The following is a 24,936-nucleotide window of genomic DNA, read 5'->3' on the forward strand; positions in this document are numbered from 1 at the left end:
CCGCCACCTTTCATCACGGACGCCCCGCACCAGACGATAGGACCCGAAACCGCGATGACAACGCAGCCCGACGCCGCTGACTACGGGCGCCAGTTCGCTTCCTTCTACGACAGGCTCTTCCCCCGCACCGCCGGCATGCCCATCGCCGAGGCCCTGGCGCGCCTGCACCCCGCCCCCAAGACGGGGACCCTGGAGATCGGTGTCGGCACCGGCCGCATCGCCGTCCCCTTGTCGGAGAAGGTCGGAGCGGTCACGGGCCTGGATGCCTCGCACGAGATGCTCGACGGGCTTGCCAAGGCACCCTCCAGTACCAACGTCATCCCTGTCCAGGCCGATATCCGTACTTACACCGAAGAGCGCACCTACGGGCTCATCTACGGCGTGTGCGGGGTGATATCCCTGCTCACTTCCCCCGAGGACCAGCAGGCCGCGATCCAGCGGGCCGCGGAGCTCCTCGCCCCGGGAGGGCGGCTGGTCATCGAGACCGGCAACCGGCCCGCGGTGGAGGCCCTGCATGAGGGCCAGAGCCGCACCACCTTCTTCACCCCGTATGCCGAGCCCGGCACCGGCCTGCAGACCCACTCGACCCTGCCGCCCGGATCCGACCTGTGGCACTGCACTCAGATCTGGTACGAGGCCGACGGCACCACCCGCCTCGGCAGCGAGACATCCCGACTGAGCACCCCCGACGAGATGGACACCTTCGCCAAACAGGCCGGGCTGACCCCCGAGCACTCTTTCAGCAGCTGGGAGCTGGCCCCCTACCAGGAGTGGTATCCGATGTTCATCACGACCTACACCAAGACAGCATGAACCTGCGGACGATCGTCACCGGGCAGCGGCTGCTGCTCAGCATCGGGGCCGTGCTCGGGCTGCTGGGCACCGCAGCCACGCTGGTGCAGCCCCTGCTGATCGGGGACCTGATCAAGGCTGTGGCCCAGGATGATGCGATCACACAGCCCATCCTGTTCATCGCGCTGCTGTTCGCCGCCGACGCTGTGCTGGGCGCCAGCCACGCCTACCTCATCGGGCGAGCCGGGGAGAACATCGTCTTCGACATGCGCACCACCCTGACCGGGCGGCTGCTGCACGCACAGATGCGGGCCTTCAACCGGCTCGAGCACGGTGACGTGTTCACTCGTACCGTCGCCGACACCTCCCTGGCCCGCGTGGCCCTGGCCTCGTCGGTCGCGCAGATGGTCACTGCGGGGTTCAGCACGGCCGGGTGTATCGCGGTGATGGCGTGGATCGACTGGCGCATGCTGCTGGCCACCCTGGGCTGCCTCGGTGCCGCCTCGGTGGCCGCCCTGGCCCTGGCCCGCGCGGTGCGCACCGCGTCGGTGGCCAACCGTGAGGACACCAGCGCCTACGGGTCCGGCCTGCTGCGCGCCCTGTCCGCACTGTCCACCGTGAAGGCTTCGAGGGCCGAGGAGCGCGAGGCCGAGGACCTGGCGGCGCTGGCCGACACCGCCCGCCTCAGCGGCATCAAGGTCACGCGCCTCTCGGCGATGCTGATGCCCGCCATGAACGTTGGCACCCAGGTTTCCCTCGCGGTGGTCATCGCCTGGGGCATGGCCCGCACCGCCACCGGCGCCCTGCCCATCCAGGACCTGACCGCGTTCATCATGTACTTGTTCTATCTGGTGTCCCCGCTGGTCATGCTGTTCATGGCGCTGAGCGAGTTCCAGCAGGGCCGCGCCGCCATCGACCGCGTCAAGGGCCTGGCCGCCATCGACCAGGAACCCGCCACCGGCGAGTGCGCACCCCGCGCCGCCGCCGCGCCGGCCATCGCTTTCCGCCAGGTCGTCTTCTCCTACCCCGGCGCTGCCTCGCCTGCTCTTGAGGACGTTTCCTTCACACTGCCTACCACCGGTGTGACCGCGATCGTGGGCCCCTCCGGCGCGGGCAAGACCACCCTGTTCCAGCTCATCGAGCGCTTCCACACCCCCGATACGGGCAGCATCCGCATCCGCGGCACGAACGCCGACCAGATGCCGCTCGCCGAGTTGCGCGCCCGCGTCGGCCTGGTCGAGCAGGACGCCCCGCTGATGCGCGGCACCATCCGCGACAACCTCACCTACGCCCGCCCCGACGCCAGCGACAGCGATATCGCCGTGGCGGTGGCCGCCGCTCACCTTACCGATGTCATCGCCGCCCTCCCACATGGCCTGGACACCGAGCTCGGCGAGCACGGCAGCGGCCTGTCGGGCGGCCAGCGCCAGCGCCTGGCCATCGCCCGCGCCCTGCTCACCAAACCCGACGTGCTCCTGCTGGACGAAGTCACCGCGAACCTGGACTCCGACGCGGAGGCGGCCCTGCGCGAGACCATCACCGAACTCGGCCGGCACTGCCAGGTTCTGGCCATCGCCCACCGCATCTCCACCACCGTCGGCGCCGACCACATCCTGGTGATCAAGGACGGGCGCGTGCACGCCTCTGGCACCCACACCGAGCTCATGCGCACCGACGCAACCTACTGCCGCCTGGTCAATCAGCAGCTCATACCCGCCGGAGCCAGCCGTGACTGACGCCGCGATCGTCGGCTCCGGCCCCAACGGGCTGGCCGCCGCCGTCACCCTCGCCAGGGCCGGACTGTCCGTGGCCGTCTACGAGCAGGGCGAGAGCCTGGGGGGCGGGCTGCGCGGCGAGCACCTCTTCGATTCTGATATCTGGCACGACATCTGCTCCGCCGTTCACCCCATGGGCGCCGCCTCCCGCTTCTTCCGCGAGTTCGACCTTCGCGCGCGCGGCGTCGACCTGCTGCAACCTGAGATCAGTTACGGCCACCCGATGGACGACGGGCCCGCCGCCCTGGCCTGGCGCGATCTGGACATCACGTGCGAGCGTCTGGGCGTGCGGGACGGGAAGAGATGGCGGCGCCTGATGGGCCCCCTGGTGCGGCACAGCCGCGGGGTGGTCGATCTGCTCCTTTCCGACCAGCGCAGTCTTCCCCGTGACGTGCGCGCGGCCATGCTGCTGGCCCCGCGCATCCTCACCCACGCCACACCCCTGGCCCGCCACGCCTTCACCACCGAGGCGGCCCGGGCCCTGCTGACGGGAGTAGCCGGGCACGCCGTGGGCAGACTGCCCAGCCTCGCCTCCGCTGCCGTCGCCCTGATGCTCGGGCACCTGGCACACGGCAGCGGCTGGCCCATCCCTCAAGGGGGCAGCGTCCGCATCGCCCAGGCACTCATCAACGACATTCAGGCCCACGGCGGACAGCTGCACACCAGCACCCGCATCGACGACCTCGCCCAGCTCACCCACGCCCGCGTCATCCTGCTGGACACCGGACCCATCGAGCTGACGCGCCTGGCGGGAAAGCGCCTTCCCCCCGCCTATGTACGCCGCCTCTCCCGCTTCCGCTACGGGCCCGGCGCCGCCAAGGCCGACTACCTGATCACCGAACCCGTCCCCTGGAAAGACCCCGACGTCGGCCGCGCCGGAACCGTCCACCTGGCCGGCACCCAGGCCGCCATGTGGCGTCAGGAAACCCTCACCGCCCGCGGCCAGGCCAGCGATGAGCCGTTCATCCTCCTCGTCGACCCCGCTGTCACCGACCGTCAGCGTGCCCTGCCCGGCAAACGCCCCCTGTGGGCCTACGCGCACGTCCCCAACGGCGACCTGCGCGACCCCATTCCTCTCATCAACGCCCGCATCGAGCAGTACGCACCCGGCTTCACCGACACCATCATCGCCGCCCGCAGTATCCCCGCCGCCGCCTACGAGAACTACAACCCCAACTATGTGGGCGGCGACATCAGCGCGGGCGCCCTCACTCTCACCCAGTCCCTGGCCCGCCCCACCTGGCAGGTCGACCCGTACCGCACCCCGCTTAACGGCGTGTACCTGTGCTCGGCCTCCACCCCACCGGGCCCCAGCGTGCACGGCATGTGCGGCTACCTCGCCGCCCAATCCGTGCTGCGCCGCGAGTTCGGCATCCGCAAGGCGCCGTCCCTGGCGCCGCACATCCACCAGTTCACCGCCGAGAGGAAAGCACCGTGATGTTCAAGCGTGCCCTGATCACCGCCGCTGCCGGCGCGGCTGCTCTGGCCCTCACCGCCGGGTCGGCCGCTGCATCCCACGGCCAGCCCGCCGACACCTCGCCAGCTGCTGAGGGCAAGGGGATCCCGTGGAAGGCCACCCACGGGAGCGCCACCGTGCAGGGCGAGCGGTGGACGGAGAAGACCGACGGGCGGCTGTGGCCCAAGCTCGTTGTCAAGGGCGAGTTCACCAACAACGGCTCCGGCTGCTACTCGGTGTGGACCCAGTGGACGTACGACCTGCGTCCCCTGCCCGCCAGCAAGCAGGCCACCCTCTGCGGCAAGGGCAGCAAGAGCGTCGACCTCTCCCTGAACTCCTACAGCATCACCACCACCGGCTCGGTGTACATATGCCGCAGTGAAGAAGAGGCCAAGGACTGCGGCGACCTTGAGGGCCTGACATGGTGGCCCGTCGAATCCGCCCGTTAAATGGCAGGCAGGCGCCGGGCAAAGATCCAGCCCCTGCCCGGCGCCCCTATCGTGGAACCTCATGACCTCCGATAGCGACTTGGCGCGGCGCGTGGAACATCTCGAACAGCGTGTCGCGGCACTGCGCCACAACCAGCTGGTACAGCAACGCACCGCGCACACCGAACAACCGCCGGAGCAGACGGTCAGACTCACCCTGGAACAGGGCGACCTGCACGCCCTGTGCGCGCGCCTGAATGCCCTGGCCCACCCCGTGCGGCTGCGTATCCTGTTGGCCTGCCTGAACGGCACCGTTACAGCCGCCGAGTTCGCGGCACGCACCGACATGGGCACCACCGGCCAGATCTACCACCATCTGCGCCCCCTCACCCAGGCTGGGTGGCTCACCTCGCCGCGCCGAGGCTGCTACGAAATGCCTCCCCAGGCCATACAGGCCCTCGCTGCAGCGCTGACAGCATGCGACGGGGGCTTAACAGCGCACGAGGCGGCAGTCGGTCAATTGCCTGTGGAGCGCCGGTAGATCGCCCCGGCGGTGATGGCCGCGGCGCCCGCGACTCCGAGACCGGCGAAGAATGCCTGAAGGAGGCTGTCGGATGCGGTCCAAGTGGGGGCGGCTCCGACGACGAACCCGTACCCGGCCCACCACAGGATCTTCCGATGTGACACGAGGTTCGTCTCCTACTCCTTGGGGCGGGGCGCCGACTGGTATGTACCGTTAGCCGTAGGCTAGTTGTTGTGGTCCAGATGCTGGGCAGTATTGATGGTGTCCGCGAGGACCTGATGGGCCTCGCTCGTATGCGCCACCGCCGGTGCTGGCAGCGCTACGGGCGGATCGTCCGCCAGCGCGACCAGTAGGTACGTGAACACCACGGTGGCCTGGCCGGCCTGGCTTCAAGATGGCGGGGCTTCAATGTCATACGGCGGGCATCCCGGTGCCCGTCAGCGCTCGTCCAGATCTGTGGTGAAGGTCGCGGCGGGAGAGCGGCGCTGGAGTGAGGGGGCGAAGCCGGGGCCGGAGTAGTTGGCCGCGTCCATGACGGTCCTGACCCGGGCGGTGGTGTGACGGATAGCCCCGCGCAGAGGGCGCCTGGTCCACGCTCTGCGCAGCGCGACGATCGCAGTCGAATGGGGATCACGGGACAAACCTGCCACCGCGTCGGCCGCCGGCAGGGGGTCCTCGGCGAAGACGATACGGGCGGCCGTGCGGACCATGGCCGCGTGGACCAGCACGGGCAGCGCCCGCAGTTCCCCGGTCGTGAAACGGCGTCCGGCCGCACCTTCGTGGGTCCGGCAATAGTCCGCGAAGGCCTCGCGCACCACGCTGTCCGCGCCGTCGAGGCTGTCCAGGTGCGCGGCGAAAAGGGCGAGGCTGGCCATCGCCCACAGGTCCTGGAAGAGACCGAAGGGCTCGGGGCGCATTTCCGCAGGGGCGTGCAGAGCATCCCAGAGCTGCTGCTGGAGCGCGAAGAGTTCGTCATCCTCCACGGGCACGGCGGGCAACTCCCACAGCAGGACGTCGCACGGTCCCTGGCGCACGCCGTTCACCGGAGGCCTGCGATGGGGTGCACCGTGTACGGGGTTGGCGTAGTAGGCGTTGAACGCCCGTCCGCAGACGGGGCAGGCGCCGACGAGGTAGCAGCGATGGGTGAGGCAGGCGAAGACCCAGGGCAGCTGCCAGGCCAACAGCCAGCGTCCGCCGGATTCGTCCACACAACGCGGGCACAGCCGCAGCGCGGTCGGGTCGACCCACCACTCCGTCAGCGTGAACCGGGTCGTCTCCTCCACCCAGTGCGGGCCGAACGGATGCAGCGCGGTGCCGCGATACCGGTGCCAGAACATGTCGGTCACCTGGTGCTCGGTGAGTGCTGTTGCGGCCTGCATTCTGGCGATCTTCGCGGTATGGGGGTAATACGGCGCTGAGTCTTTCCCCTGCGGGTGGAGGCGCTCGTCGCCCGTCAGGAGGCCGGTGATCTGCGCGGTCCGCAGACGGGTAAGGCCGCCGTGCTCGGCGGCCATGATGTTCAGCCAGCTCATCAGGGCTTCCCCCGGCAAGGGTTCGACGACCAGCGCGAGGCGTCTGGGCAGTCCGAGGTCCTGTCCGTTCACCGGCGTTCTACGCGGTGAGGCTCTGGCCGACATTGTCGGGCAGCAGGTCGTGCACGGAGACGCCGAGCCCGTCGGCGATGGCGTACAGGCGGTCCACCGAGACGCTGTGCCGGGCGCTTTCCACCTCCGCGTAGAAGGAGCGGTCTAGTGCCGAATCAGGCAACGTTCGCCCTGTTGGCGAGGGCTGAGCCGTCAATGCAGACTGCACCGCATGGAGTTGATCGCGCAGGGCCGGGATGCTGATGTGTATGCCCTGGACGAGTCCAGGGTGCTGCGGCGATACCGGCACGGGGGACCCACCGGTCTGGAGTCGCGCTTGATGACGCACCTTGCGGCATGTGGGTATCCGGTGCCGCGGGTGTACGAGATCACCGACACCGACATGGTTCTTGAGCGGCTGGCCGGGCCGACGATGCTGGATGTGCTGGCCCGGCACCCGTGGCGGGTGGGTTCTCTCGGCTGGGAGCTGGGTCGCCTGCACGAGCGGCTGCATGCGTTGCCGGCACCGGAGTGGCTACCCAGGCGGTTCAGCACGGTAGAGGATGACCGGGTGCTGCATCTCGACCTGCACCCAGGCAACGTCATTCTGACCCGGCGGGGCCCGGTAGTGATCGACTGGTGCAATGCGGGCGCTGGTGATCCGGCTGCCGATGTGGCGATGACCCTGGTGACCGTGGGCAGCGCGGACGTGCCGGGACTCGCCGCCCGCCTCGGGCGGAAGCTGTTGCTGCGCGGTATCCGCAGCGGCTGCCGGACCGACCCGGTGGGACGGATGCAGGACGCGGTCCAGAAGAAGCTGAATGACCCGAATCTGACGCCCGCGGAGACGGCGTGGTTACGGCGGCATGCCGACGGCGGCAAAGGACCTGGTGGGGGCTGGACGGATCGGTCAGGCTGCTGATCTGTGGCGGAACGGGTGCGGGTACGCGAAATCGACGATGACGAGGGCAGACGGCTGCTACGGATCATCCGCAGGGGTACCGGGTCGGTGGTGACCTGGCGTCGAGCCCAGATGGTCCTGCTGTCCGCACAGGGGATGCCGGTGGTGAAGATCGCCGAGGTGTCGTTCACCAGCGCGGACCGGGTCCGGGATGTGATCCACAACTTCAACGCCGACGGCTTCGCGTCCCTGTATCCGAAGTACAGGGGCGGCCGTCCGAAGACGTTCACACTGCCCGAGCGGCGCGAGATCAAGAAGATCGCGAAGTCGAAGCCGGCCGAGCACGACCTGGCGTTCTCGACCTGGAGCCTGACCAAGCTGGCGGACTTCCTGGTCGCCGAGGGGGTGGTCGACGACATCAGCCACGAGGGCCTGCGCATCCTGCTCCGCGAGGAAGGCGTCTCCTTTCAACGCCTGAAGACTTGGAAGACCTCCCGCGACCCCGACTACCCGGCCAAGAAGGCCCGCGTCGAACACCTCTACGCGATCGCCGACGGCGAGGTCACACCCGACGAAGACGAGCCCAAAGTCGTCTTCTGCATGGACGAGTTCGGCCCGCTCAACCTCATGCCCCACCCCGGCCGGCAATGGGCCGAGCGCGGCGGGAGACACAAGGACCCCGACCGCGACCCCCGCCGTCGGAGGCGGGCGACCTACAACCGCTACGGCGGAGTCCGGCACCTGTTCGCCGCCCTGGACCTGACCAGGGACAAGCTCTACGGCCACATCAAGCCGGTCAAGAGGCGCACCCAGTTCCTGGAGTTCTGCCGCTACCTGCGCAGCCTCTATCCGCCCAAGGTCCGCATCGCGATCGTCTGCGACAACTTCTCCCCGCACCTGACCACGAAGAAGTGCCAGCGGGTCGGCACCTGGGCCACGGCGAACAACGTCGAGATCGCCTACACCCCCACCAACAGCTCCTGGCTCAACCGCATCGAGGCCCAGTTCACCGCCCTGCGCTACTTCACCCTCGACGGCACCGACCATGCCGACCACAAGGAACAGGGCAGCATGATCCGCCGCTACATCCTCTGGCGAAACCGCCACGCCGACGACCGACGCCTACGCGCCGTCGTCGACAGGGCCAACGTTGCCTGACGCGGCACTAGTCCGGCGGCCTTGGCGGCGGCCGTCTGTGTCAGCCCTGCTCGCATGCGCACTTCGCGCACGCGGCGCCCGAAGGCGATGCGGCGTTCAGCGGCGAGGTCACTGGTGGTCGGCACAGGAAAACGGTAATGCATTCATGTGTAGGGTATATCCTACACTGCGGTCGGGGGAGGCCGCTGAGCTGTGCATTTACGGGGGTGGAGTGTGTCCGCAGCGGAGTCCCTGCGACTCTCGGCACCGTCATCTGTCCCGCTGCCTAACCGCCTGGCCGACCAGGCGGTCCGCAGCGGTCCGCGTGCTCTGCCCGCCGCCGGGCCGCGACGGATGGCCCTGGTGGCTCTGCCGGAGGAGGGCGAGGCGCTCGCCTCGTGGGTGGACCGGCTGGCCGCCGATCACACGGTGCCGCCCGGCGTGATCGGCCAGGCGCTCGGGCTGCAGGCCCGGACCACCATCGGGGCCGAATTCCATCCCGTGTTCTACGGCATCGTCCCCACTCCCATAACTCTGGCCCATATCCGTCAGACGACCGGGATCCGCCCCGCGGAGGTCACCGCGATGCACCTGTCCCGCTACGCGGGCACGGCCCTGGACCTGAGCGGCATCTACCTCGCGGACGAGCGGTCGGTGAACGCGGTCAACCGGCAGGGATGGGCACTGCTGTCCGCCTCGCGGGCCTGCCCGTCGTGCCTGGCCGAGAGCGGCGGCGTGTGGCAGCTGGCCTGGCGGCTGGGGGCGGTGGCCGTGTGCCCCGTGCACCGGGTACGGCTGGTGGAGATATGCCCGCGGTGCGGGATCCGGCTGCAGCAGGGGCTGCGGAGCCGACCGCGCGGCCTGTCGAAACGGTTCCGCACCGACCCCGTGCTCTGCGGCAACTTCCACGCCGGAACCCGCTGCCCCTAGGACGTCCGCGATCTTCCCGCCGAGCTGCTGCCGTCCGCGCTCGCCGCCTGGCAGAGCCGCATCCTGAAGATCGCCGACGGCGATACGCCCCGGATCGGTGGCCAGGCGGTGAGCGGCTGGGAGTGGTTCACCGCCCTGTCCTCGCTGGCCGCGGTCATCCGCTTCGCCGCTCCGCTCTGCCCGCTGGTGGACGATCTGGCGGTGCCCGAGAGCGCCCGCCGGGAACTGGCCACCGCGACGAACCGGCGCTCGCAGGGCGGCTTCGCCTCCGCCCTGCGCACGATGCCCTCGAGCGTGGAGCTGACCCTCGCGGTGCTGGCCGCCGTCGAGCCGATCCTCATCGCGGCCAGCCCGGATGCTGTCGCAGCGGCTCTGGAGCCGTGGGTGAGGGCGGCCGTGACGCGCCGCCGCAAGGTCAAGCACAACCCGCTGCGGAACCTTCCCCTGCCCGGCCCTTTGTCGAGGGCGTACGACCAGGCCATCCCGCCGCTGTCCCGGGTCGCCGGAGCGGCCCGCACCGTCACCGTCCCCGCCGTGCTCAGCCTTGATCACATTCCGCAGCTGCTCGACGAGGGCGACTACAGCGATCTCGTCGAGCGGCACCTGCCGGGCACCGCACCGGCCAGCGGGCGGCGCCTGGCCGCCCTGGCCCTGGCCCGCCTGGCCGGTGCGGACAGCTGGGCCGCCGCCGCCCGCGCCCTTGAGATGGACGCGCACCGGGCCGCCCGGGTCTCGGACGTGGTCGTGCGCCGCATCACCGACACCAACCTGTTCTGGCAGGCCATCGCCCAGGCCGGAGCGCGGCTGCTGCAGCGCGGCCCGGTCGACTACGCCCGCCGTCGCCGCGTCCTGGCCCGCCTTCACGAGATCCCGCACCCGGTGCTGTTCGCCGCCTACCGCCCCCTGGGGCTGCCCGTCACACCGCGGCGCAGGCGCAGCGCGGCGATCTGGGTGTGGACGGCCCTGACCGGCGGCGACGCCCGTGACGCCCCCGCCTACGGCGCCGACAGCCGCGCGAACACCGAATCGGTGGCGGAGAACTGGCGCCGCTTCCGTACCCGCCTTCCGCCGTCCGTCGCCGACGCCCTGACCGCCTACGGCCTGGACCTTCTTCGACACCCCCACCAAGGAGCCGACTTGTGAGCCCTCCGCATGCCCGTACGCGCCCCCTGCGCCGGATCGTCCCACCGGCCGCACGGCCGCGGCTGACCGTCACCAGCCTCGATGCCGCGACCGGGGTGCCGGTCACCCGCACGCTGGAGCAGGCCGGCGAGGTGGCGTTCGAACACTGCCCGCCGATCCGCCGTATCCCGCACTACATCGGGCAGAAGCACACCCCCGGCTGGTTCTGGTCCGCCACCACAGGCACCCTGCTGGGCTACGAGAGCTACCTGGAGTCGCAGTGGCTGACGCTGTACGACTTCGACCAGGACATCGTCGGCATCTCCACCCAGTCCCTGATTCTCGACGGGGTCGGTGTGGGAGAAGTGTGGGAACACACCCCGGACATCTTGTGCCGCCGCGCCGATGGCACCGCGCTGCTGGTGGACGTCAAGAACCCCCGCCTGCTGGACCACCCCGACGTCCTCCTGCAGGCGCTGCGTACCCGTGAGGTGTGCGAGGAACTCGGCTGGGACTACCACCTGGTGGGCGACGTCGAGGCCCAGCGGTTCGCCAACATCTCCTGGCTCGCGGGCTACCGCCGCCCCCTGTACGCCGGGGCCGATCTCGCCGGCCGGCTGATCGCCCTGGCCGAGCGGCCGGTGGCCGCCGAGCAGCTGCTCAGCTTCATGGACGAGCCGGACCTCGCCTTTCCCGTGCTGTGTCACCTGCTGTGGCACCACCGCCTGATCTGCAACCTCGATGCGCCCCTGCGGGCCTCCACCACCATGACCGCCGCGAAGGACCCTTCATGACGACCGCCCCCCGGCCTCAGGCCGCCGCCCGCCTCAAGCTCGGCGACTGGATCGAATGGGAGGACGAACGCCACCAGGTCATCGGCTTCCTCGACACCGCCGTACGGCTGCGCTCCCAGGGCGGCTCCTTCCAGATCGTCCTGACCGCCGAACTGCTCGCCGACCCCACCTTCCACACCGCGGCGGCGGCCGCGGACCCCGAGGCCCCGGCGCGGGAGAACGCGGTGACCCTCAGCCCCGGCGCCCTCCTGGACGGCCTTCCCGACACGGAGATCCAACGCGTCACCGAACTCGAGGGCCACCTGCTGGAGGCCACCACCGGCTACCGGTCCGTGGCCGCGCAGGCAGAAGGCGCCGAGCTGCACCCCGACTTCCACCCCTACCTCCCTGCGCGCCAGCGCATCGCCCGCAAAGCCCAGGAACTGGGCATGACCGAGCGGCGGTTGTGGGACGTGCTCGGCGCCTGGCGGGCCGAGGGGCTGTGGGCCCTGGTCGACCGGCGCAAACACAAGGTGTCCAACCCGCTCGCCGGCGTCGACTCCAGGATCATCGAGGCGATCCTCGACCAGCACACCGCCGAGATCGACGACTCCACCGGCACCCTCGACCGCTTCCACCGGCGCGTACAGAACCGCCTGGACGCCAAGCACGGCGCAGGCGCCGTGCGCCTGCCCTCCCGGGCCACCTTCCACCGCTACACCCAGCTCCTCCTCAAGGGCCGGCACACCTTCGGCGCGTCCACCACCCGCCGCACCACCGCCCAGCAGCCCGACCGGCTCTTCGGACACCTGGTCGCCCACCGGCCCGGCGAGGTCGTCCTGATGGACTCCACCCCGCTCGACATCCGCGCCTGGGGCCCGGCGACCGACACCACCCACGCCGTCGAACTCACCGTCGCTCTCGACTTGGCCTCCCGCTCGCTGCTGTCGTGGCGGATCACCCCGGAGGCCACCAAGGCCATCGATGTCGGTCTGCTGCTGATCGATGCCATGACACCCGAGCCGATGCGGCCCGGCTGGGCCGACCGGCTGCGCTATCAGATGGCCCGCATCCCGCTGCCCCGCAAACTCGACTATCACCAAAGGCTTGCCGACGGTGCCGCCCGCCCCGTGGTCTTCCCCGAAACGCTGATCATCGATCACGGCAAGCAGTTCGAGTCCGATGTCGTCCACCGTGCCTGCACCCGGCTCGGCATCAACCTGCAATTGGGGCGCAAGGGAAAACCGACCGACAAACCGCACGTCGAGGCCGTGTTCACCAAGATCAACAATCAGTTCAGCAAGCACGTCGCCGGCTACAAGGGCAACAACGTCGTCCACCGTGGTACGAACGTCGAGCAGGCCGCCCGCTGGTCGATCCCCGACCTCGAAGACTTCTTCGCCGAATATGTTGTCTCCGTCTACCAGCGCCGCCACCACGATGGTCTGGTCATGCCCGGCTTCCCCGACCTGCGGCTCTCCCCGAACGAGGCATACGCCCTGGCCGTAGCCCGCAGCGGCTACGTCGCCTGCCCGACCGACCCTGAGCTCTACTACGAGCTGCTGCCGATCCAGTGGCGCACCATCCAGCCCTACGGCGTCGAATACCAGTACCTCACCTACGACGCGGACATCCTCTACCGCTACCGCAAATCCACCTCCCCCTACCCCGGCGGCAAATGGCCGGTCCGTATCGACCCTCGCAACGTGCTCCACGCCTACTTCCAGGACCCCGCCGACGGCACCTGGCACGTCCTGCGCTGGACCCACGCCAGCAACGACCACGTGCCGTTCACCGACGTCACCCTGCGCGAGGCCATCCGCCTGGTCGCCGCCCGCCGCCATCGACGGCAAGCAGATCGCCCTGCGCGTCGCCCTGCGCTGCTCCGAGCCCGACTGGATCGGAGCGGGCGTCCGCGACGGGCAGTTCCTCGGCTACGGCTACTGGGAACTGTTCCCCAAGGACCTCGACCAAGCCCGCGCGTACGGATGGATCGAGCTCCAGCTGTGGGTCAAGGAGCCCTGGCAGGTGGAGCGGTGGGACACCGGCACTGCCACAGCGACGCCGGTCCCCTTGCGTCCAGCAGCATCGCGGCCCCGCCGTCCAGCAGGACCTCCCGCGCGAGCGGGCGCTGCGGCAGGCGGCCCCCAGCCCTTGGCCGCCCCGCCCGGTAAGCCGAGACCGGAGTCCTCCGGCGAACCGGCTCCGCCCGAGGACACGCGCTCCCGGCCCGCACCGGCAGCGGCACCGCGGAACAAGGAGGCCTCTCCCGCAGGCGGGGCTCCGCCGCCGGCGCGACAGCACCTCGCCGAGCCGCCGGATCGCACCGGTCCCGCAGACGCTCCCGAGCACCCCGCCGAGACCGACAAGGGATCCCCCACGGAGCAGCCCGCACCGCCCCAGGCACCTCCGCTGCCCGCGTACCCGCCCGACGTCGCACCGGACCGGCCGGCGTGGGCGGCTGCGCTGCGCAGCTGGATCCAACGGGCCCGACGGCGCTGACCGCGATCGCACAGGCGCCATCCGCTGCAGGACGCGCGGGGGGCAGTCCTCGCTGACGAGGAAGCCGCCGCGGGCGCCCTCGAGGCACTGCCCGCATGTTCGGGATCTCCATGGCCCCAGCTCTCCGCTACCGGCGGGCAAGGGCGAAGGCGATGGTCACGAGGAGGGTGACCCCTGCGAACGCCGCCGCGAGCGGGGCCGCCAGCGCCGGGTGGCGCCAGGTCACGTAGACCAGGCTAGCCCCGACGAGCAGCACCAGGAGCACCAGGACGAAGACCAGCAGGGCCCACAGGGTGCGGTGCGGCGCCGCAGGCTCCGGCGGCTGCGCACCACCGGGAGGGTTTGTTGCAGGCATGACACTTCCTCTCTTTCAGGCGTGACGGAGCCACGCGTGGGATGGCAGTTGGACCATGGGCTGCAGCGGTGCAAGCTCCGCAAGTCGGCAGCGCGCCAGTGCTACGCATCAGCGTCGCCCCTCCGCCGCTCCCCTTCGTGTCCTCTGGCCTGTGGCTCTGTCGGTGGCTTGGCTGGAGGGGGCGGACTGGCCCGTCGCGCCCGTGCGGGCGCTGGCTGTTTTCGCGCCCGCTTGAATCGCCGCCGCGGTGCCGCTACCAGTCGGGCCCCAATAGCCCTACACCGCAGGTGACCAAGCTCCACAAGCCCGCCTGAACTGCTTCTTCGCTGTGGCCGCCGACGGCCGCCTCGTGTTGTGGCGCGAGGTTCCCGCGCTACTATTGTTCGAACAGAGATTCGATATTGGTAGGGCGAGACAGGGCATAGCGGATGAGAGGGGTGGAGATGGGAGGCATGGTGTGCCCGGTTTTAGCCACCTCCATGTCGCGTCCGGATACTCCGCCCGCTACGGCGCCTCGCATCCCGACGCCCTCGTACGCGCGGGCGCCGAGCACGGGATGACCACGCTGGCGCTGACCGACCGCGACACCGTCACCGGCACCGTCCGCTTCGCCAAGGCCTGCGCCGCCCACGGCATCAGGCCCGTCTTCGGTGTCGACCTGGCGGTGACCGCCCACGCTCCCGCGCCGCCGGGTCGGCGGCCGCGGACCCCGGTGCGCGGTGGCGCGCACGTGCCCGAGGCGTCGATACGGATCGTCCTGCTGGCCCGCTCCGCGGCGGGGTGGGCGGGTGTGTGCCGCCTGGTGTCGGCCGCGCACGCCCACCCCATCGACGGGCAGCCGGTCGCCTCCTGGGAGGCACTGGCGGAGCACGCGGGCGAGGACCTGACGGTGCTGCTCGGCCCGGCCAGCGAGCCGCTGCGCGCCCTGTCCGCGGGCCGTCCCGACATCGCCGAGCAGCTGCTCGCGCCGTGGCAGCACCTGCTCGGCGACCGGGTGCGCCTGGAGACCGTCTCCTACGGCCTGCCCGGGCTCGGCGCGGGCTCGACCCGGCTCGCGGCCCACACCCTGGCCCTGGGCGACCGCCTGGGCATCGCCGTGGTCCTCACCAACGCCGTCCGCTACGCCCACCCGCACCAGCACCGGCTCGCCGACGTCCTGGACGCCGCCCGCCTGCTGCGCCCCGTCCCGCACCGTGGCCCGCTGGATCCCGGCGAGCGCCACCTGAAGGACGCCGCCGCGATGGCACAAGTCGCCGAGCGCATCGCCGCGGCCGCCGGTGCCCGTCCGGGCCGCGCCGACCAGCTGCTCGGCGAGACCGAGGCCACGGCCGAGGCCTGCGCTGTGGACCCCGTCGCCGATCTCGGGATCGGCGGCACGCACTTCCCCGAGCCGCACGTGGTCGGCGCCGGCTCCGAGCCCGGGGACGGGATGCGGCTGCTGCGCCAGCGCTGCGAGGCCGGGATGACCGCCCGCGGCCTCGATACCGACAGCGCGGCCATGCACCAGCTCGACTACGAGCTCGGCGTGATCGCCCGCCTGCACTACGAGGCCTATTTCCTCGCGGTCGCCCAGGTCGTCACGGACACACGCGCCCTGGGCATCCGGGTCGCCGCCCGCGGCTCCGGCGCCGGATCCATGGTCAACCACGCGCTGTTCGTCGCCACCGCCAACCCCTTGGAGCACCGCCTGCTGTTCGAGCGGTTCCTGTCGGAGCGGCGGACCTCGCTGCCGGACATCGACCTCGATGTCGAGGCCCATCGGCGCCTGGAGGTCTACGACCAGGTTTTCGCCCGGTTCGGCTCCGCGCGGGTGGCCGTCACCGGGATGCCGGAGACCTACAGGGCAAGGCATGCCCTGCGTGATACCGGCCTCGCGCTCGGGATCCGCCCGCAGACCGTGGACCGGATCGCGAAATCGTTCCCGCACATCAGGGCGGGCGACATCCGCTCCGCACTGGCCGAGCTGCCAGAACTGCGGCACCTCGCCGCCGAGGCCGACCAGTACGGCCCGCTGTGGGAGCTCGCCGAGGGCCTGGACGCGCTGCCCCGCGGCATGGCCATGCACCCGTGCGGCGTCATCCTGTCCGACGCGAGCCTGCTCGACCGCCTGCCCGTGCAGCCCGCGCCCGGCGGCTCCTATCCGACCGTCCAGGCCGACAAACACGACGTCGAGGACCTGGGCCTCCTCAAATTGGATGTCCTCGGCGTGCGGATGCAGTCGGCGATGGCGCACGCCGTTGGCGAGATCCGCCGCACCACCGGACGCCACCTCGACCTCGACAGCCCCGACCACGTCCCCCTCGACGACCCGGCGACCTTCGAACTCATCCGCAGCGCCCAGGTGCTGGGCTGCTTCCAGCTCGAGAGCAGCGGCCAACAAGATCTCATCTCGCGGCTTCAGCCGCGGCACATGCAGGACGTGATCGCCGACATCTCGCTTTTCCGGCCGGGGCCGGTCAAGGGCGGCATGCCCGCCCGGTTCATCGCCGCCCGTCACGGGATCGAGGAGCCCCGCTTCCCCCACCCCGACCTGGTGCCGATCATGGATGACACGTACGGAGTCGTGATCTGGCATGAGCAGATCATGATGATCCTGTCCGTGATGACGGGCTGCGACCTGGCCGCCGCCGACGTCGCCCGCCGCGCCCTCGCCGACCCCGACCGGCTGCCGCGCGTAGAGGCCTGGTTCCGCAGCTGCGCCGCGGAGCGCGGCTACACCCCGGACGTGACCGGTGAAGTCTGGTCCACCATCCGCGAGTTCGGCGCGTACGGGTTCTGCCGGGCGCACGCCACGGCGTTCGCGATCCCTGCCGTGCAGTCCGCCTGGCTCAAGGCGCACCATCCGGCGGCGTTCTTCGCCGGGCTGTTCGAGCACGACCCCGGTATGTGGGCGCCCCGCGTCCTGGTCCAGGATGCCAAGCGGCACGGCGTGGCGATCCTGCCCGTCGACGTCAACGCCTCCCGCCGCGCGCACACCGTCGAACCGACCGCCAACGGGTGGGGGGTGCGGCTCGCGCTGTCCACCGTGCGCGGGATCACCGACGCCGAGAGCGCCCGCGTCGAAGCAGGCCAGCCCTATACGGGGCTGCAGGACCTGTGGCTGCGGGCCCGCCCCTCGCTGCCGCTCGCCCAGCGCCTCATCAAGATCGGAGCGCTCGGGCCGCTGCAGGGCGCCCTGACCCGGCGGGACCTGCTGCTGCACGCCGCCGAACTCCACCGCTCCACCTGCAGCCGGGCCACCAGCGACGGCCAGCTCCCGCTCGGCGACGTCACGGACACCGGCGAGCCGGCCGGGCTGCCGGAGATGACCAGCCGCGACGTCATGAGCGCCGAACTCGACGTCCTCTCCATCGACGTCACCGCCCATCTCCTCGAACACCACCACCGGCTGCTCGCCGAGCTCGGCGCCACCGACGCCCGCCACCTGCAGGCCCTGCACCCCGGCCAGCACGTCCTGGTCGCCGGCGTACGGGCATCCACCCAGACCCCGCCCATCCCCTCCGGCCGACGCATCATCTTCGTCACCCTGGAGGACGGCTCGGGAATGGTCGACCTCGCCTTCTTCGAGGACTCCCACGACGCCTGCGCGACCACGATCTTCCACTCCGGCCTGCTGCTCGCACGCGGCACCGTCGAGAAGCGCGGCCCCCGGCGGACCGTGGTCGGGCAGATGGTCTGGGACCTGGAGGAAATCGCCGCCGCCCGCCGAGACGCGGGCCCCGAGGCCGCGCTGCGCCTCCTCGACCGCACCGCCCCCGCCCCCACCCCGCCGCGCACCGACGCCCCCACGCCGGCGGGCCGGACCCTTGAGGACGGCACCGCGGGCGCGCGCCTCAGCGCCTGGAGCGACCTCCAGCCCGCCGGGTCACGCTCCGCCGACCTGCGCCGCCTCGGACATCGGTCACCAGGCTCGGCGGGGTGAGCGCGATGAACCCGCCCGCCCGCAGCATCCTGCGCATCCACCTCCACGACCTCGGCCCCGGCGACCAAGACCTCTACGAGAACGCACTCGCGCTGCTGCGCGACCTCACCCCCCTCGTGCAGGCCCTCCTACCCGACGCCGCCGACCTCGACGTCACCGGCGCCCGCCGATTCTTCGACCGCGACACCCACGGCCTAGCCGCCATGGCCTCCCTGCGCCTGGCCGCGCACTTCGGGCTGCGTGCCACCATCGGCGGCGGCCCCAACCGGATGCTGGCCGCGATGGCGGCCGCCGCCTCCGCGCCCGGTACTGCCACCGTCATCGACCCCACCGACGAGGCCATCGCCGCCTTCCTGGGCCCCCGGCCCATCGGTGCCCTCTACGGCGTCGGCCCGGCCACCGCCCGCACCCTCGGCGAGTACGGCATCCACCGCATCCACGACCTCCTCGACATCCCTGCGCCCACGCTGCAGCGCATCCTCGGCAAAGCCACCGCCGACACCCTCGCCGCCCGGGCCCGCGGCCTCGACCCCCGGCCGGTCGCCCCCGAACAAGCACCCCAAACAACGAGCTGCACCCACACGTTCACCCGCGACGAACTCGACCCCGACGAACACCGGCGCGCCCTCCTCGACCTCTGCGAGCGCCTCGGACTGCGCCTGCGCACCTCCGGACAGGTCGCCACGCGGCTCGCGCTCACCGTCGCCTACGCCGACGGCTCCACCACCCAGCGCTCCCGCACCCTGTACGAATACACCGCCCACACCCCAGCCCTCAGGAACAGCGCCTACGACCTGTACACCCGGCTGGGACTACAGCGGGCCCGCGTCCGCACGATCACCCTGCGCACCGACCTGGCCGACGCCCACCATGCAGTCCAGCAACTCCTCCTGGACCCGGCAGACGACAAACGACGCCGCATCGAGGCCGCCTCCGACAACGCACGGACCAGATTCGGCGACCAGGTAATCCGCCCAGCCACACTCAGCGGCGCGGTGAGACGTACACCGAAGGCCTAAGTCCCCCTTCGCCGAGAGCACGGCAGGATTCTCACAAGGGTGAAGCAATTCCCGGGGCAGCGGCATGTATGCCGCAATGGCTCGGGCAGGCACTTACCAGCGGCGCTGCCCGCTTACCACGCCCGGAGTTACGGCCTTGTGACCCCAGGGGGCCACGGTGGGCAGCGACGTGGTGAACAGCGCGGCGAACAGTGCCCTATGGCCAGTGAACTTGAGAAGCAGATAGACGAAGCCACCGACGCGCTCCTCTCCGGCATGGGACGCCTCCTCGCCGGACAGGACCTCGACGGAGTGAAGCGGACCGACGCCACTTTCCTCCGCCCGGGCACCCGGGTCCTTGCGAAGGTGGAGGGCCCGGTGCGCCGCTCCTCGTACCGCGCGGGATGGCAGCGCCTGGCTGGTCGCGTCGGCCTCCTGGGCGCGACCGGCGGCACGGGCTACGCCTACTGGCGCGACCCCGCTGTCACCCTGCAGGCCCTCGAGTACGGCGGGATCGGCGCGGCGTCCGCCGCGGCCGCGGGCGGTCTGGCCTACGGAGTCCTTGGCCGGGACCGGCGGGAGCTGATGCGGGAGTGGGTCGACCCGCTGCACCAGGCCCTCGCCCAGCCGCTGGGGATCGCGGAGCAGACTGACCCGCGACGCTACCTCCACATCCCGCTCAACTTCACCGACGACGACGCGGTCATCCGCGTCGACCTGCCGGTGCACCTGCGGTTCTCCCGCGACCTGGTCGCCGACCTCATCGCGCAGAAACTCGCGCTGCCAGGCCTGACGTTCTCCTGGCACCCGGCCGGACGGCAGCCGTTCGTGCTGGCGAAGAAGACCCGCCGCCCGCCAGCCACCGCCCGCTTCAAGGACGCGGCCGTGCGGGACCTGGTAGCGAATGCGCCGGAGTCCGCCCCGGTCATCGGCATCGGAGCTGGAGCCAAGGCCATCGGCGTCGACCTGGACGCGGAGTCCCCGCACATCCTGGTCAACGCCTCCACCGGCGGCGGCAAGTCGGTAACCCTGCGCACCATCACCTGCCAGATGCTCCACCACGGCGCACAGGCATCCGTCCTGGACTACAAGCGGATCTCGCACCCCTGGGCGCGCGGCCTGCCGGGCGTCACCTACTGCGCCGACATCGCCGACATCCACGACACCCTGATCCAGCTCGGCCAGGAAGGCCGGCGCCGCGTACGCCTCGCCGAGGAACTCGGGCCCGACGCCGACCCCGCCGCCATCGGCCCACGGCAGTTGATCCTCCTCGAAGAGGTCAACGCCACCATGAAGCAGCTCGCCCGCTACTGGGAGAAGATCCGCGAGTCCGGAGACCCGAAGATCTCCCCGGCCATCGACGCGCTCGGCGAAGTCCTGTACATGGGCCGGCAGGTGCGCATGCACGTGCTGCTCGTCGCGCAGTCCGCGACCGTCCGCGCCCTGGGCGGCCCGGAAATCCGCGAGCAGTTCGCCACCCGCATCATGGCCCGCTACACCATGAACGCATGGAGGATGCTCGCCCCCGAGATCCACCCCGCGCCGAAGAGCACGAAACACCCCGGCCGCGCCCAGGTCGTCGTGGGCAGCGCCGCGCACGAGACCCAGGTGATCTTCTTCACCGAGGCCGAAGCCCGAGCGTGGGCCATCGGCCGCCCATCAATCCGCGCCGCGGACCACAGCACTTCCCAGGAGGCGACCAGCGTGGAGCTCCACAAGGACCCGGCCCCGCCGGATGCCTCCGCCCTGGACAGAGCGCGGTCCGCCCTGCCCAACGGCCCCGGCCCAGAGACCGCCGTGCACCTCACACCCCCGGCGCCCCAGGACCCTTTACCCGCAACGGGCGACACCGGCATCGTGGCGCCGCCGCCGGGAGACCGGACCGCAGACAAGGACGATCTGGCGGTGGGGCTGCGCGAAGCGCACGACGAGCACCTGCCGGAGATCACCCTCGGCGCGCTGCGTTTCGCCCGCGCCAACGACCCGGACTTCCCCGGACCGGCGGGACGGCGCGGCAGCGAGATCCTCTACCATGTCGGCGACCTCAAGCGCTGGGCCCGCAACCGGCCGCGCGCCGCCATCGGCACCACCGACCTGCCGTAGAAGGCAACTCCCCCTCGGGGAGCGCCTATGCGCCCGGGCCGAGCAGCGCTTCGACGGCAGCTCAGTCCCGGCGGCAGCCCGCTGTGAGGGAGGCGGGGTTGCGCCAACCGTGTGGACCACCGCGCGGGGGCGCCGCCCCGGCCGGGGAGCGGGCGTTCACCCGGCATGAGGACTCAGCCCCATCCAGAGGTATCCGCACTCCACGACGATGCCGCGCTGCCGGGCTACCTGGAACGGACTGGGCACGCGAGCAGCCTTCGTGTGTGGTGCGCCTGGTGCTGCGTGTGGCACACCCACAGCGTGCCCGACGGGGCTCCGGCAGGCGCCACCGAGCGCCGGACCGCGCACTGCTACGCACCGGACTCGCCCTACCGGCTGCGCAGCTTGACGATCACCGTGTCCGCGGAGCCCTTCGACATGGTGCGAGACACCGTCCGGGAGGCCTCGCCCTACCGGCGGAGCATGATCCAGCAGGGGAGGATCACCCCCGCCGTCGCCCGTCTGCGGGCTCAGGTCCTCTGCGAGAACCCCGAGGACACGGACGGCGCGGCGGCTTTGAGAAATTCCTGACCGGCCTGCGCGGCGCCGGAGTTGCCCACGGCTGTAGGCCGTCAGCCGTCGCGGGGCACGTCCACTGAGTGCTGCCCGGGGGGGCAAAGAAGAGCGGCCGACGCCCAATCCGCCGAAGCGGGTGGCAAGGGCGCCGGCCAACCGAAGACACCACACCGTTCAGGAAGACCGAACCGGTGAGGGCCTGCTCAAGTGTAACGGGGTGCTCCGCAGGAGCCGCTGTCTCCTTGCCTGTAGTGATGTAGGGCCAGTGGCCTTGTCTCGGCGGTGGGTGGTGGCAGACAGGCCCGAGCCGAAACCGTCCCTCCACGGAGCTCCACATGGCTGCTGCCCTGGGCCCGAGACGTGACGGAGTCGCGCGCCGAGCCGGGCTGCACAGCAGCGACAGAACTCAAGGCGTTGCCCAGCGCAGGGGGAAGTCCAACTCGACCCACACGACGCTGCCCCCGTCGTTCTGACGCCGCGCCCCCCAGGACCACGGCGACGTCACGGACCGCAGTTTGGCCAGGGCCTGCTCCAGATGGTCGTTGTGTAGCTCGTTTCCCTTCGTCCGCCGCGGCATGTTGCCGCTGGCGTCGGCAACCTGAAGGACCAGGTGCTGCTTGGTGCTGCGCAGATAGACGTGCACCGGTTCCAGGCCCTTCTCCAAGGCGTGCCTGACGAAGGAGCCAACGGCTGCGCCGATGCGCGTGCTGCCCTCGTCGCCGACCCCCCAGGCCGTGAGCGTGTCGACGGCGAACTCTTCTGCATCTTGGATGGAGCCTTCGTGAGGGCCGCCTCCCATGGTTTCCCTGCCAGACAGGGCGTGCGCTGCACTGCGCGGGGCTTCCTCGTCCAACGGTGACTTCGACTGGAACGTGAGCATGACGAGGTCGTCGTCGTGTTCCTCGGCAACCCCCAGGGTGTCGAGGACCTGATCGTGAATGGCTTGGCACGATCCCGACGCCGCCGCAAGGCCGAGCTGCAGCTTGTCGAGGCCCGCCTCGATGTCGCCGGCTCTGCGGCCGGTGGGACTGATCGCGTAGTCCAGGAGGCCCTTGGTGAAGAGCATGCCGGTGGCACCGGGCGCCAAGGGCAGCGAGAACGTCTCATACGGGTGCGCACCCACCCCTAAGGGGAGCGAGGGCTCCTCCTCTCCACGTAGGACCTCCCCTTCTGGAGTGCGGATCAATAGCGGAGGATGCCCTGCCGAGGAGTAGTAGACCCGTTCCTGCTGAGGATCAAAGACGGCGTAGATACAGGAAGCGATATTGAAGTCGTCGTTGATCTCGTCAGCGAGTGAGTTCAACAGGGCAAGCACGTCCCCCGGCAGGAGATTGAGACGGGCATACGCACGAACAGCGGAGCGGAGCTGCCCCATGACGGCCGTGGCACGCATACCCGGACCCATTACGTCGCCGACCGTCAGGGCAACTTGGCCGCCCCCGATGGGGATGACGTCGTACCAGTCGACCCCGGCGGAGTGCACCTTGGTGCCGAACCGGTAGTGAGCCAAGACGTCCAAGTCGTCGATCTGCGCGAGCTTGCTCGGGAGCAGATTGTGCTGCAAGGCGATCGCGTCGCGCCGGTGCTGTTCATCGCCTGCCCTCAGAAGCTGCAGCTCGGCCTGTTGCTCCTCCGCACTAAGGCTCTCGTACCATTCGAGCCAGCCTTCGTCGGCCCGCGACGGACGATCGACATCGGATGCGAGCGCCGGGGAGTTGTCCGCGCTGTCCGCGGAGGAACCACGGACAACCTCCCTGTGACCCGGCTGCCCTGATGCCTCCGAATCGTCAAGAACGACGCCCTGCACGATGTGTTTGTCTGCGTCCTGATCGCTCGGCAGCCCCACGCGGGTCCGCAGGCCCGCCAGATCCTGATGCTGGTGGTCGAGTTCATCCGACACGCTGTCCAGCACCGCGGCATAGTCCTGCAACGAGGGCTCGGCAGGGGCTTTCACCACCCGGGGCATCTGGTCTCCGGTGGACTGCTCCCCGGCGCCGCCGTCACGCTGGATCGCCTCCAGCGCCTTGCGGTAAGCCTCCGCCGCCTGCTGCGCGGCCACCTTGATCTCCTCGGCGGTCGCGCGCTCGCGGCGGGCCCGCGCGAGCTCTGTTTGCGTCCGCACCAGCTGCTGATTCGCTAGTTCCAACTCGCCGCGTGCGTGAACCAGGGCCTGCGCTGGGTCCCCTTGCAGTGCCTGGTCTCGTTCGGCCGCCAGGACAGTGCACTGCCCTTGAAGCCAAGCGATCATGGTTAACAGAGTCTGGACCAGCTGGCTCGACCGGTACAGCGCGCGCTCCGCCTCCAGCTGACGTTCGAGAGCATCGGTCAACTGGCGTTGCAGTGCGTTGACCTGCTCGGGGCCTGAGCGCGGGCGCTGACGCGACAGCTCGCGTACCTGTGGAGGCCGTGCAGCGGCCGAGTGGAGCGCTGCGGCCTCCGCGCGCATCCGGGCCTGTAGCCGCGGCTCCCGTATCAGCGATGCCACAAGTCGATCAAGTAGTTCGGACGGGATGAGCTTCGCCCCCGACAGGTAGTCGCTCCAAACGGTCCTTGCAGTGCCGAACTCTTCCTCCAGCTGACGCAGGGTCCTGCCCTGCGTGCGCTGCCGCAGCCAGCCGGCCAGCTCGTTCGCACTCTCCGTCTGCCCTTTGAATGCCCCGTACTTACGTCCCGCTACCCCCATCGTCCCCCCTGTCCGTGGACAACCCAGGGAGTTGTCCGCGCATCACCTGCGGCGACAGCCTTCCCGCCGGACGGACAATCGCACCAGTGTGCAACCTGAGGTCTCCAGTTTTCCCGAGATTCAGGAGGCCTCCGTTTCCGTGCTCGCCATCCCGCCATGCGTTTTGGTGGCCACTCAACGCACCGCGATCTTCGCGCTGGTGGCCCCCGTGCTCTTGCTCATTACCGTCGCCGCTCTGCCGGCCCTGGTCGTCCTCCCCTTCGTCCACGGCGGCACCGACAGAGTTGTCACGCTCCTTCGCGCTCATTCCGCCTACGCCAGAACCCTCCTGACCGGCAGCCGAAACGGCGCCTCTGGGCGGTGCTGAGGCTGGCCTGCGGCCAGGCCGGTTGTCTCGT

At 70.4% G+C, this 24,936-nt stretch carries 21 protein-coding genes; 15 read left to right on the forward strand and 6 right to left on the reverse strand.

What is annotated here, in order from left to right; translation table 11 throughout:
- Window positions 1-54 precede the first annotated feature (54 nt).
- The 5 genes from QUY26_RS40255 (at window position 55) to QUY26_RS40275 (ending at window position 4,992) form a co-directional block, all read left to right on the forward strand.
- Window positions 55-813 (forward strand): class I SAM-dependent DNA methyltransferase, encoded by a 759-nt coding sequence (locus QUY26_RS40255; protein ID WP_289956633.1) that lies wholly within the window; start codon window positions 55-57, stop codon window positions 811-813.
- A complete protein-coding gene (locus QUY26_RS40260; RefSeq protein WP_289956635.1) occupies window positions 810-2,528 on the forward strand; it encodes an ABC transporter ATP-binding protein in 1,719 nt (572 codons plus the stop codon). The genes QUY26_RS40255 and QUY26_RS40260 overlap by 4 nt, the downstream gene beginning before the upstream one ends.
- The gene (locus QUY26_RS40265) at window positions 2,521-4,005 is read left to right on the forward strand and encodes a phytoene desaturase family protein (protein WP_289956638.1); all 1,485 of its coding nucleotides are present in this window, start codon (window positions 2,521-2,523) and stop codon (window positions 4,003-4,005) included. Before QUY26_RS40260 ends, QUY26_RS40265 begins: the two co-directional genes overlap by 8 nt.
- Window positions 4,002-4,472 (forward strand): hypothetical protein, encoded by a 471-nt coding sequence (locus QUY26_RS40270; protein WP_289956640.1) that lies wholly within the window; start codon window positions 4,002-4,004, stop codon window positions 4,470-4,472. Before QUY26_RS40265 ends, QUY26_RS40270 begins: the two co-directional genes overlap by 4 nt.
- Window positions 4,473-4,533: 61 nt before the next feature.
- Window positions 4,534-4,992, forward strand: a complete 459-nt coding sequence (locus tag QUY26_RS40275; protein WP_289956642.1) for an ArsR/SmtB family transcription factor — start codon at window positions 4,534-4,536, stop codon at window positions 4,990-4,992.
- Here QUY26_RS40275 and QUY26_RS40280 read toward each other — a convergent pair.
- From QUY26_RS40280 to QUY26_RS40295, 4 genes are all read right to left on the reverse strand, one after another.
- Window positions 4,968-5,138, reverse strand: coding sequence for a hypothetical protein (locus QUY26_RS40280; RefSeq protein ID WP_289956644.1), 171 nt, complete (start codon window positions 5,136-5,138; stop codon window positions 4,968-4,970). The genes QUY26_RS40275 and QUY26_RS40280 overlap by 25 nt on opposite strands.
- Window positions 5,139-5,198: 60 nt before the next feature.
- Window positions 5,199-5,339: a hypothetical protein gene (locus tag QUY26_RS40285; RefSeq protein WP_289956646.1), complete on the reverse strand. Its 141-nt coding sequence runs from the start codon at window positions 5,337-5,339 to the stop codon at window positions 5,199-5,201.
- A 72-nt stretch (window positions 5,340-5,411) separates the two neighbouring features.
- Window positions 5,412-6,578, reverse strand: a complete 1,167-nt coding sequence (locus tag QUY26_RS40290) for a TniQ family protein (protein WP_289956649.1) — start codon at window positions 6,576-6,578, stop codon at window positions 5,412-5,414.
- Between the two features lie 7 nt (window positions 6,579-6,585).
- Window positions 6,586-6,741 carry a helix-turn-helix domain-containing protein gene (locus QUY26_RS40295; protein ID WP_289956651.1) on the reverse strand — a complete coding sequence of 52 codons (156 nt, stop codon included), beginning with the start codon at window positions 6,739-6,741 and terminating at the stop codon, window positions 6,586-6,588.
- Between the two features lie 48 nt (window positions 6,742-6,789).
- Between QUY26_RS40295 and QUY26_RS40300 the strand changes: the two genes are divergently transcribed.
- The 6 genes from QUY26_RS40300 to QUY26_RS40325 all read left to right on the forward strand — a co-directional run bounded on the left by QUY26_RS40300 (window position 6,790) and on the right by QUY26_RS40325 (window position 13,594).
- Window positions 6,790-7,479 carry a phosphotransferase gene (locus QUY26_RS40300; protein WP_289956653.1) on the forward strand — a complete coding sequence of 230 codons (690 nt, stop codon included), beginning with the start codon at window positions 6,790-6,792 and terminating at the stop codon, window positions 7,477-7,479.
- 3 nt (window positions 7,480-7,482) lie between these two features.
- The gene (locus QUY26_RS40305; RefSeq protein ID WP_289956655.1) at window positions 7,483-8,616 is read left to right on the forward strand and encodes an IS630 family transposase; all 1,134 of its coding nucleotides are present in this window, start codon (window positions 7,483-7,485) and stop codon (window positions 8,614-8,616) included.
- A gap of 342 nt (window positions 8,617-8,958) precedes the next feature.
- Window positions 8,959-9,525, forward strand: a complete 567-nt coding sequence (locus QUY26_RS40310) for a TniQ family protein (protein ID WP_289956656.1) — start codon at window positions 8,959-8,961, stop codon at window positions 9,523-9,525.
- A 108-nt stretch (window positions 9,526-9,633) separates the two neighbouring features.
- Window positions 9,634-10,668: a hypothetical protein gene (locus QUY26_RS40315; RefSeq protein ID WP_289956658.1), complete on the forward strand. Its 1,035-nt coding sequence runs from the start codon at window positions 9,634-9,636 to the stop codon at window positions 10,666-10,668.
- Window positions 10,665-11,441, forward strand: coding sequence for a TnsA-like heteromeric transposase endonuclease subunit (locus QUY26_RS40320; protein WP_289956660.1), 777 nt, complete (start codon window positions 10,665-10,667; stop codon window positions 11,439-11,441). Before QUY26_RS40315 ends, QUY26_RS40320 begins: the two co-directional genes overlap by 4 nt.
- The gene (locus QUY26_RS40325) at window positions 11,438-13,594 is read left to right on the forward strand and encodes a transposase (RefSeq protein WP_289956661.1); all 2,157 of its coding nucleotides are present in this window, start codon (window positions 11,438-11,440) and stop codon (window positions 13,592-13,594) included. Before QUY26_RS40320 ends, QUY26_RS40325 begins: the two co-directional genes overlap by 4 nt.
- 455 nt (window positions 13,595-14,049) lie before the next feature.
- On the opposite strand, the gene QUY26_RS40330 is transcribed toward QUY26_RS40325, so the two are convergent.
- Window positions 14,050-14,277, reverse strand: coding sequence for a hypothetical protein (locus QUY26_RS40330; RefSeq protein ID WP_289956662.1), 228 nt, complete (start codon window positions 14,275-14,277; stop codon window positions 14,050-14,052).
- A 457-nt stretch (window positions 14,278-14,734) separates the two neighbouring features.
- On the opposite strand from QUY26_RS40330, the gene QUY26_RS40335 reads away from it, so the two are divergent.
- From QUY26_RS40335 to QUY26_RS40350, 4 genes are all read left to right on the forward strand, one after another.
- Window positions 14,735-18,199 (forward strand): DNA polymerase III subunit alpha, encoded by a 3,465-nt coding sequence (locus QUY26_RS40335; RefSeq protein ID WP_289956663.1) that lies wholly within the window; start codon window positions 14,735-14,737, stop codon window positions 18,197-18,199.
- Window positions 18,200-18,204: 5 nt separating this feature from the next.
- The gene (locus tag QUY26_RS40340; protein WP_289956853.1) at window positions 18,205-19,218 is read left to right on the forward strand and encodes a DNA polymerase Y family protein; all 1,014 of its coding nucleotides are present in this window, start codon (window positions 18,205-18,207) and stop codon (window positions 19,216-19,218) included.
- 198 nt (window positions 19,219-19,416) lie between these two features.
- Window positions 19,417-21,300 carry a pRL2-11 gene (locus QUY26_RS40345; RefSeq protein WP_289956664.1) on the forward strand — a complete coding sequence of 628 codons (1,884 nt, stop codon included), beginning with the start codon at window positions 19,417-19,419 and terminating at the stop codon, window positions 21,298-21,300.
- Between the two features lie 300 nt (window positions 21,301-21,600).
- A complete protein-coding gene (locus QUY26_RS40350) occupies window positions 21,601-21,870 on the forward strand; it encodes a hypothetical protein (RefSeq protein WP_289956665.1) in 270 nt (89 codons plus the stop codon).
- 391 nt (window positions 21,871-22,261) lie between these two features.
- Here QUY26_RS40350 and QUY26_RS40355 read toward each other — a convergent pair whose 3' ends face one another.
- Window positions 22,262-24,538, reverse strand: a complete 2,277-nt coding sequence (locus tag QUY26_RS40355; RefSeq protein WP_289956666.1) for a PP2C family protein-serine/threonine phosphatase — start codon at window positions 24,536-24,538, stop codon at window positions 22,262-22,264.
- Window positions 24,539-24,936 lie beyond the last annotated feature (398 nt).

The organism is Streptomyces flavofungini (genome assembly GCF_030388665.1).
Taxonomy (GTDB): Bacteria; Actinomycetota; Actinomycetes; order Streptomycetales; family Streptomycetaceae; genus Streptomyces; species Streptomyces flavofungini_A.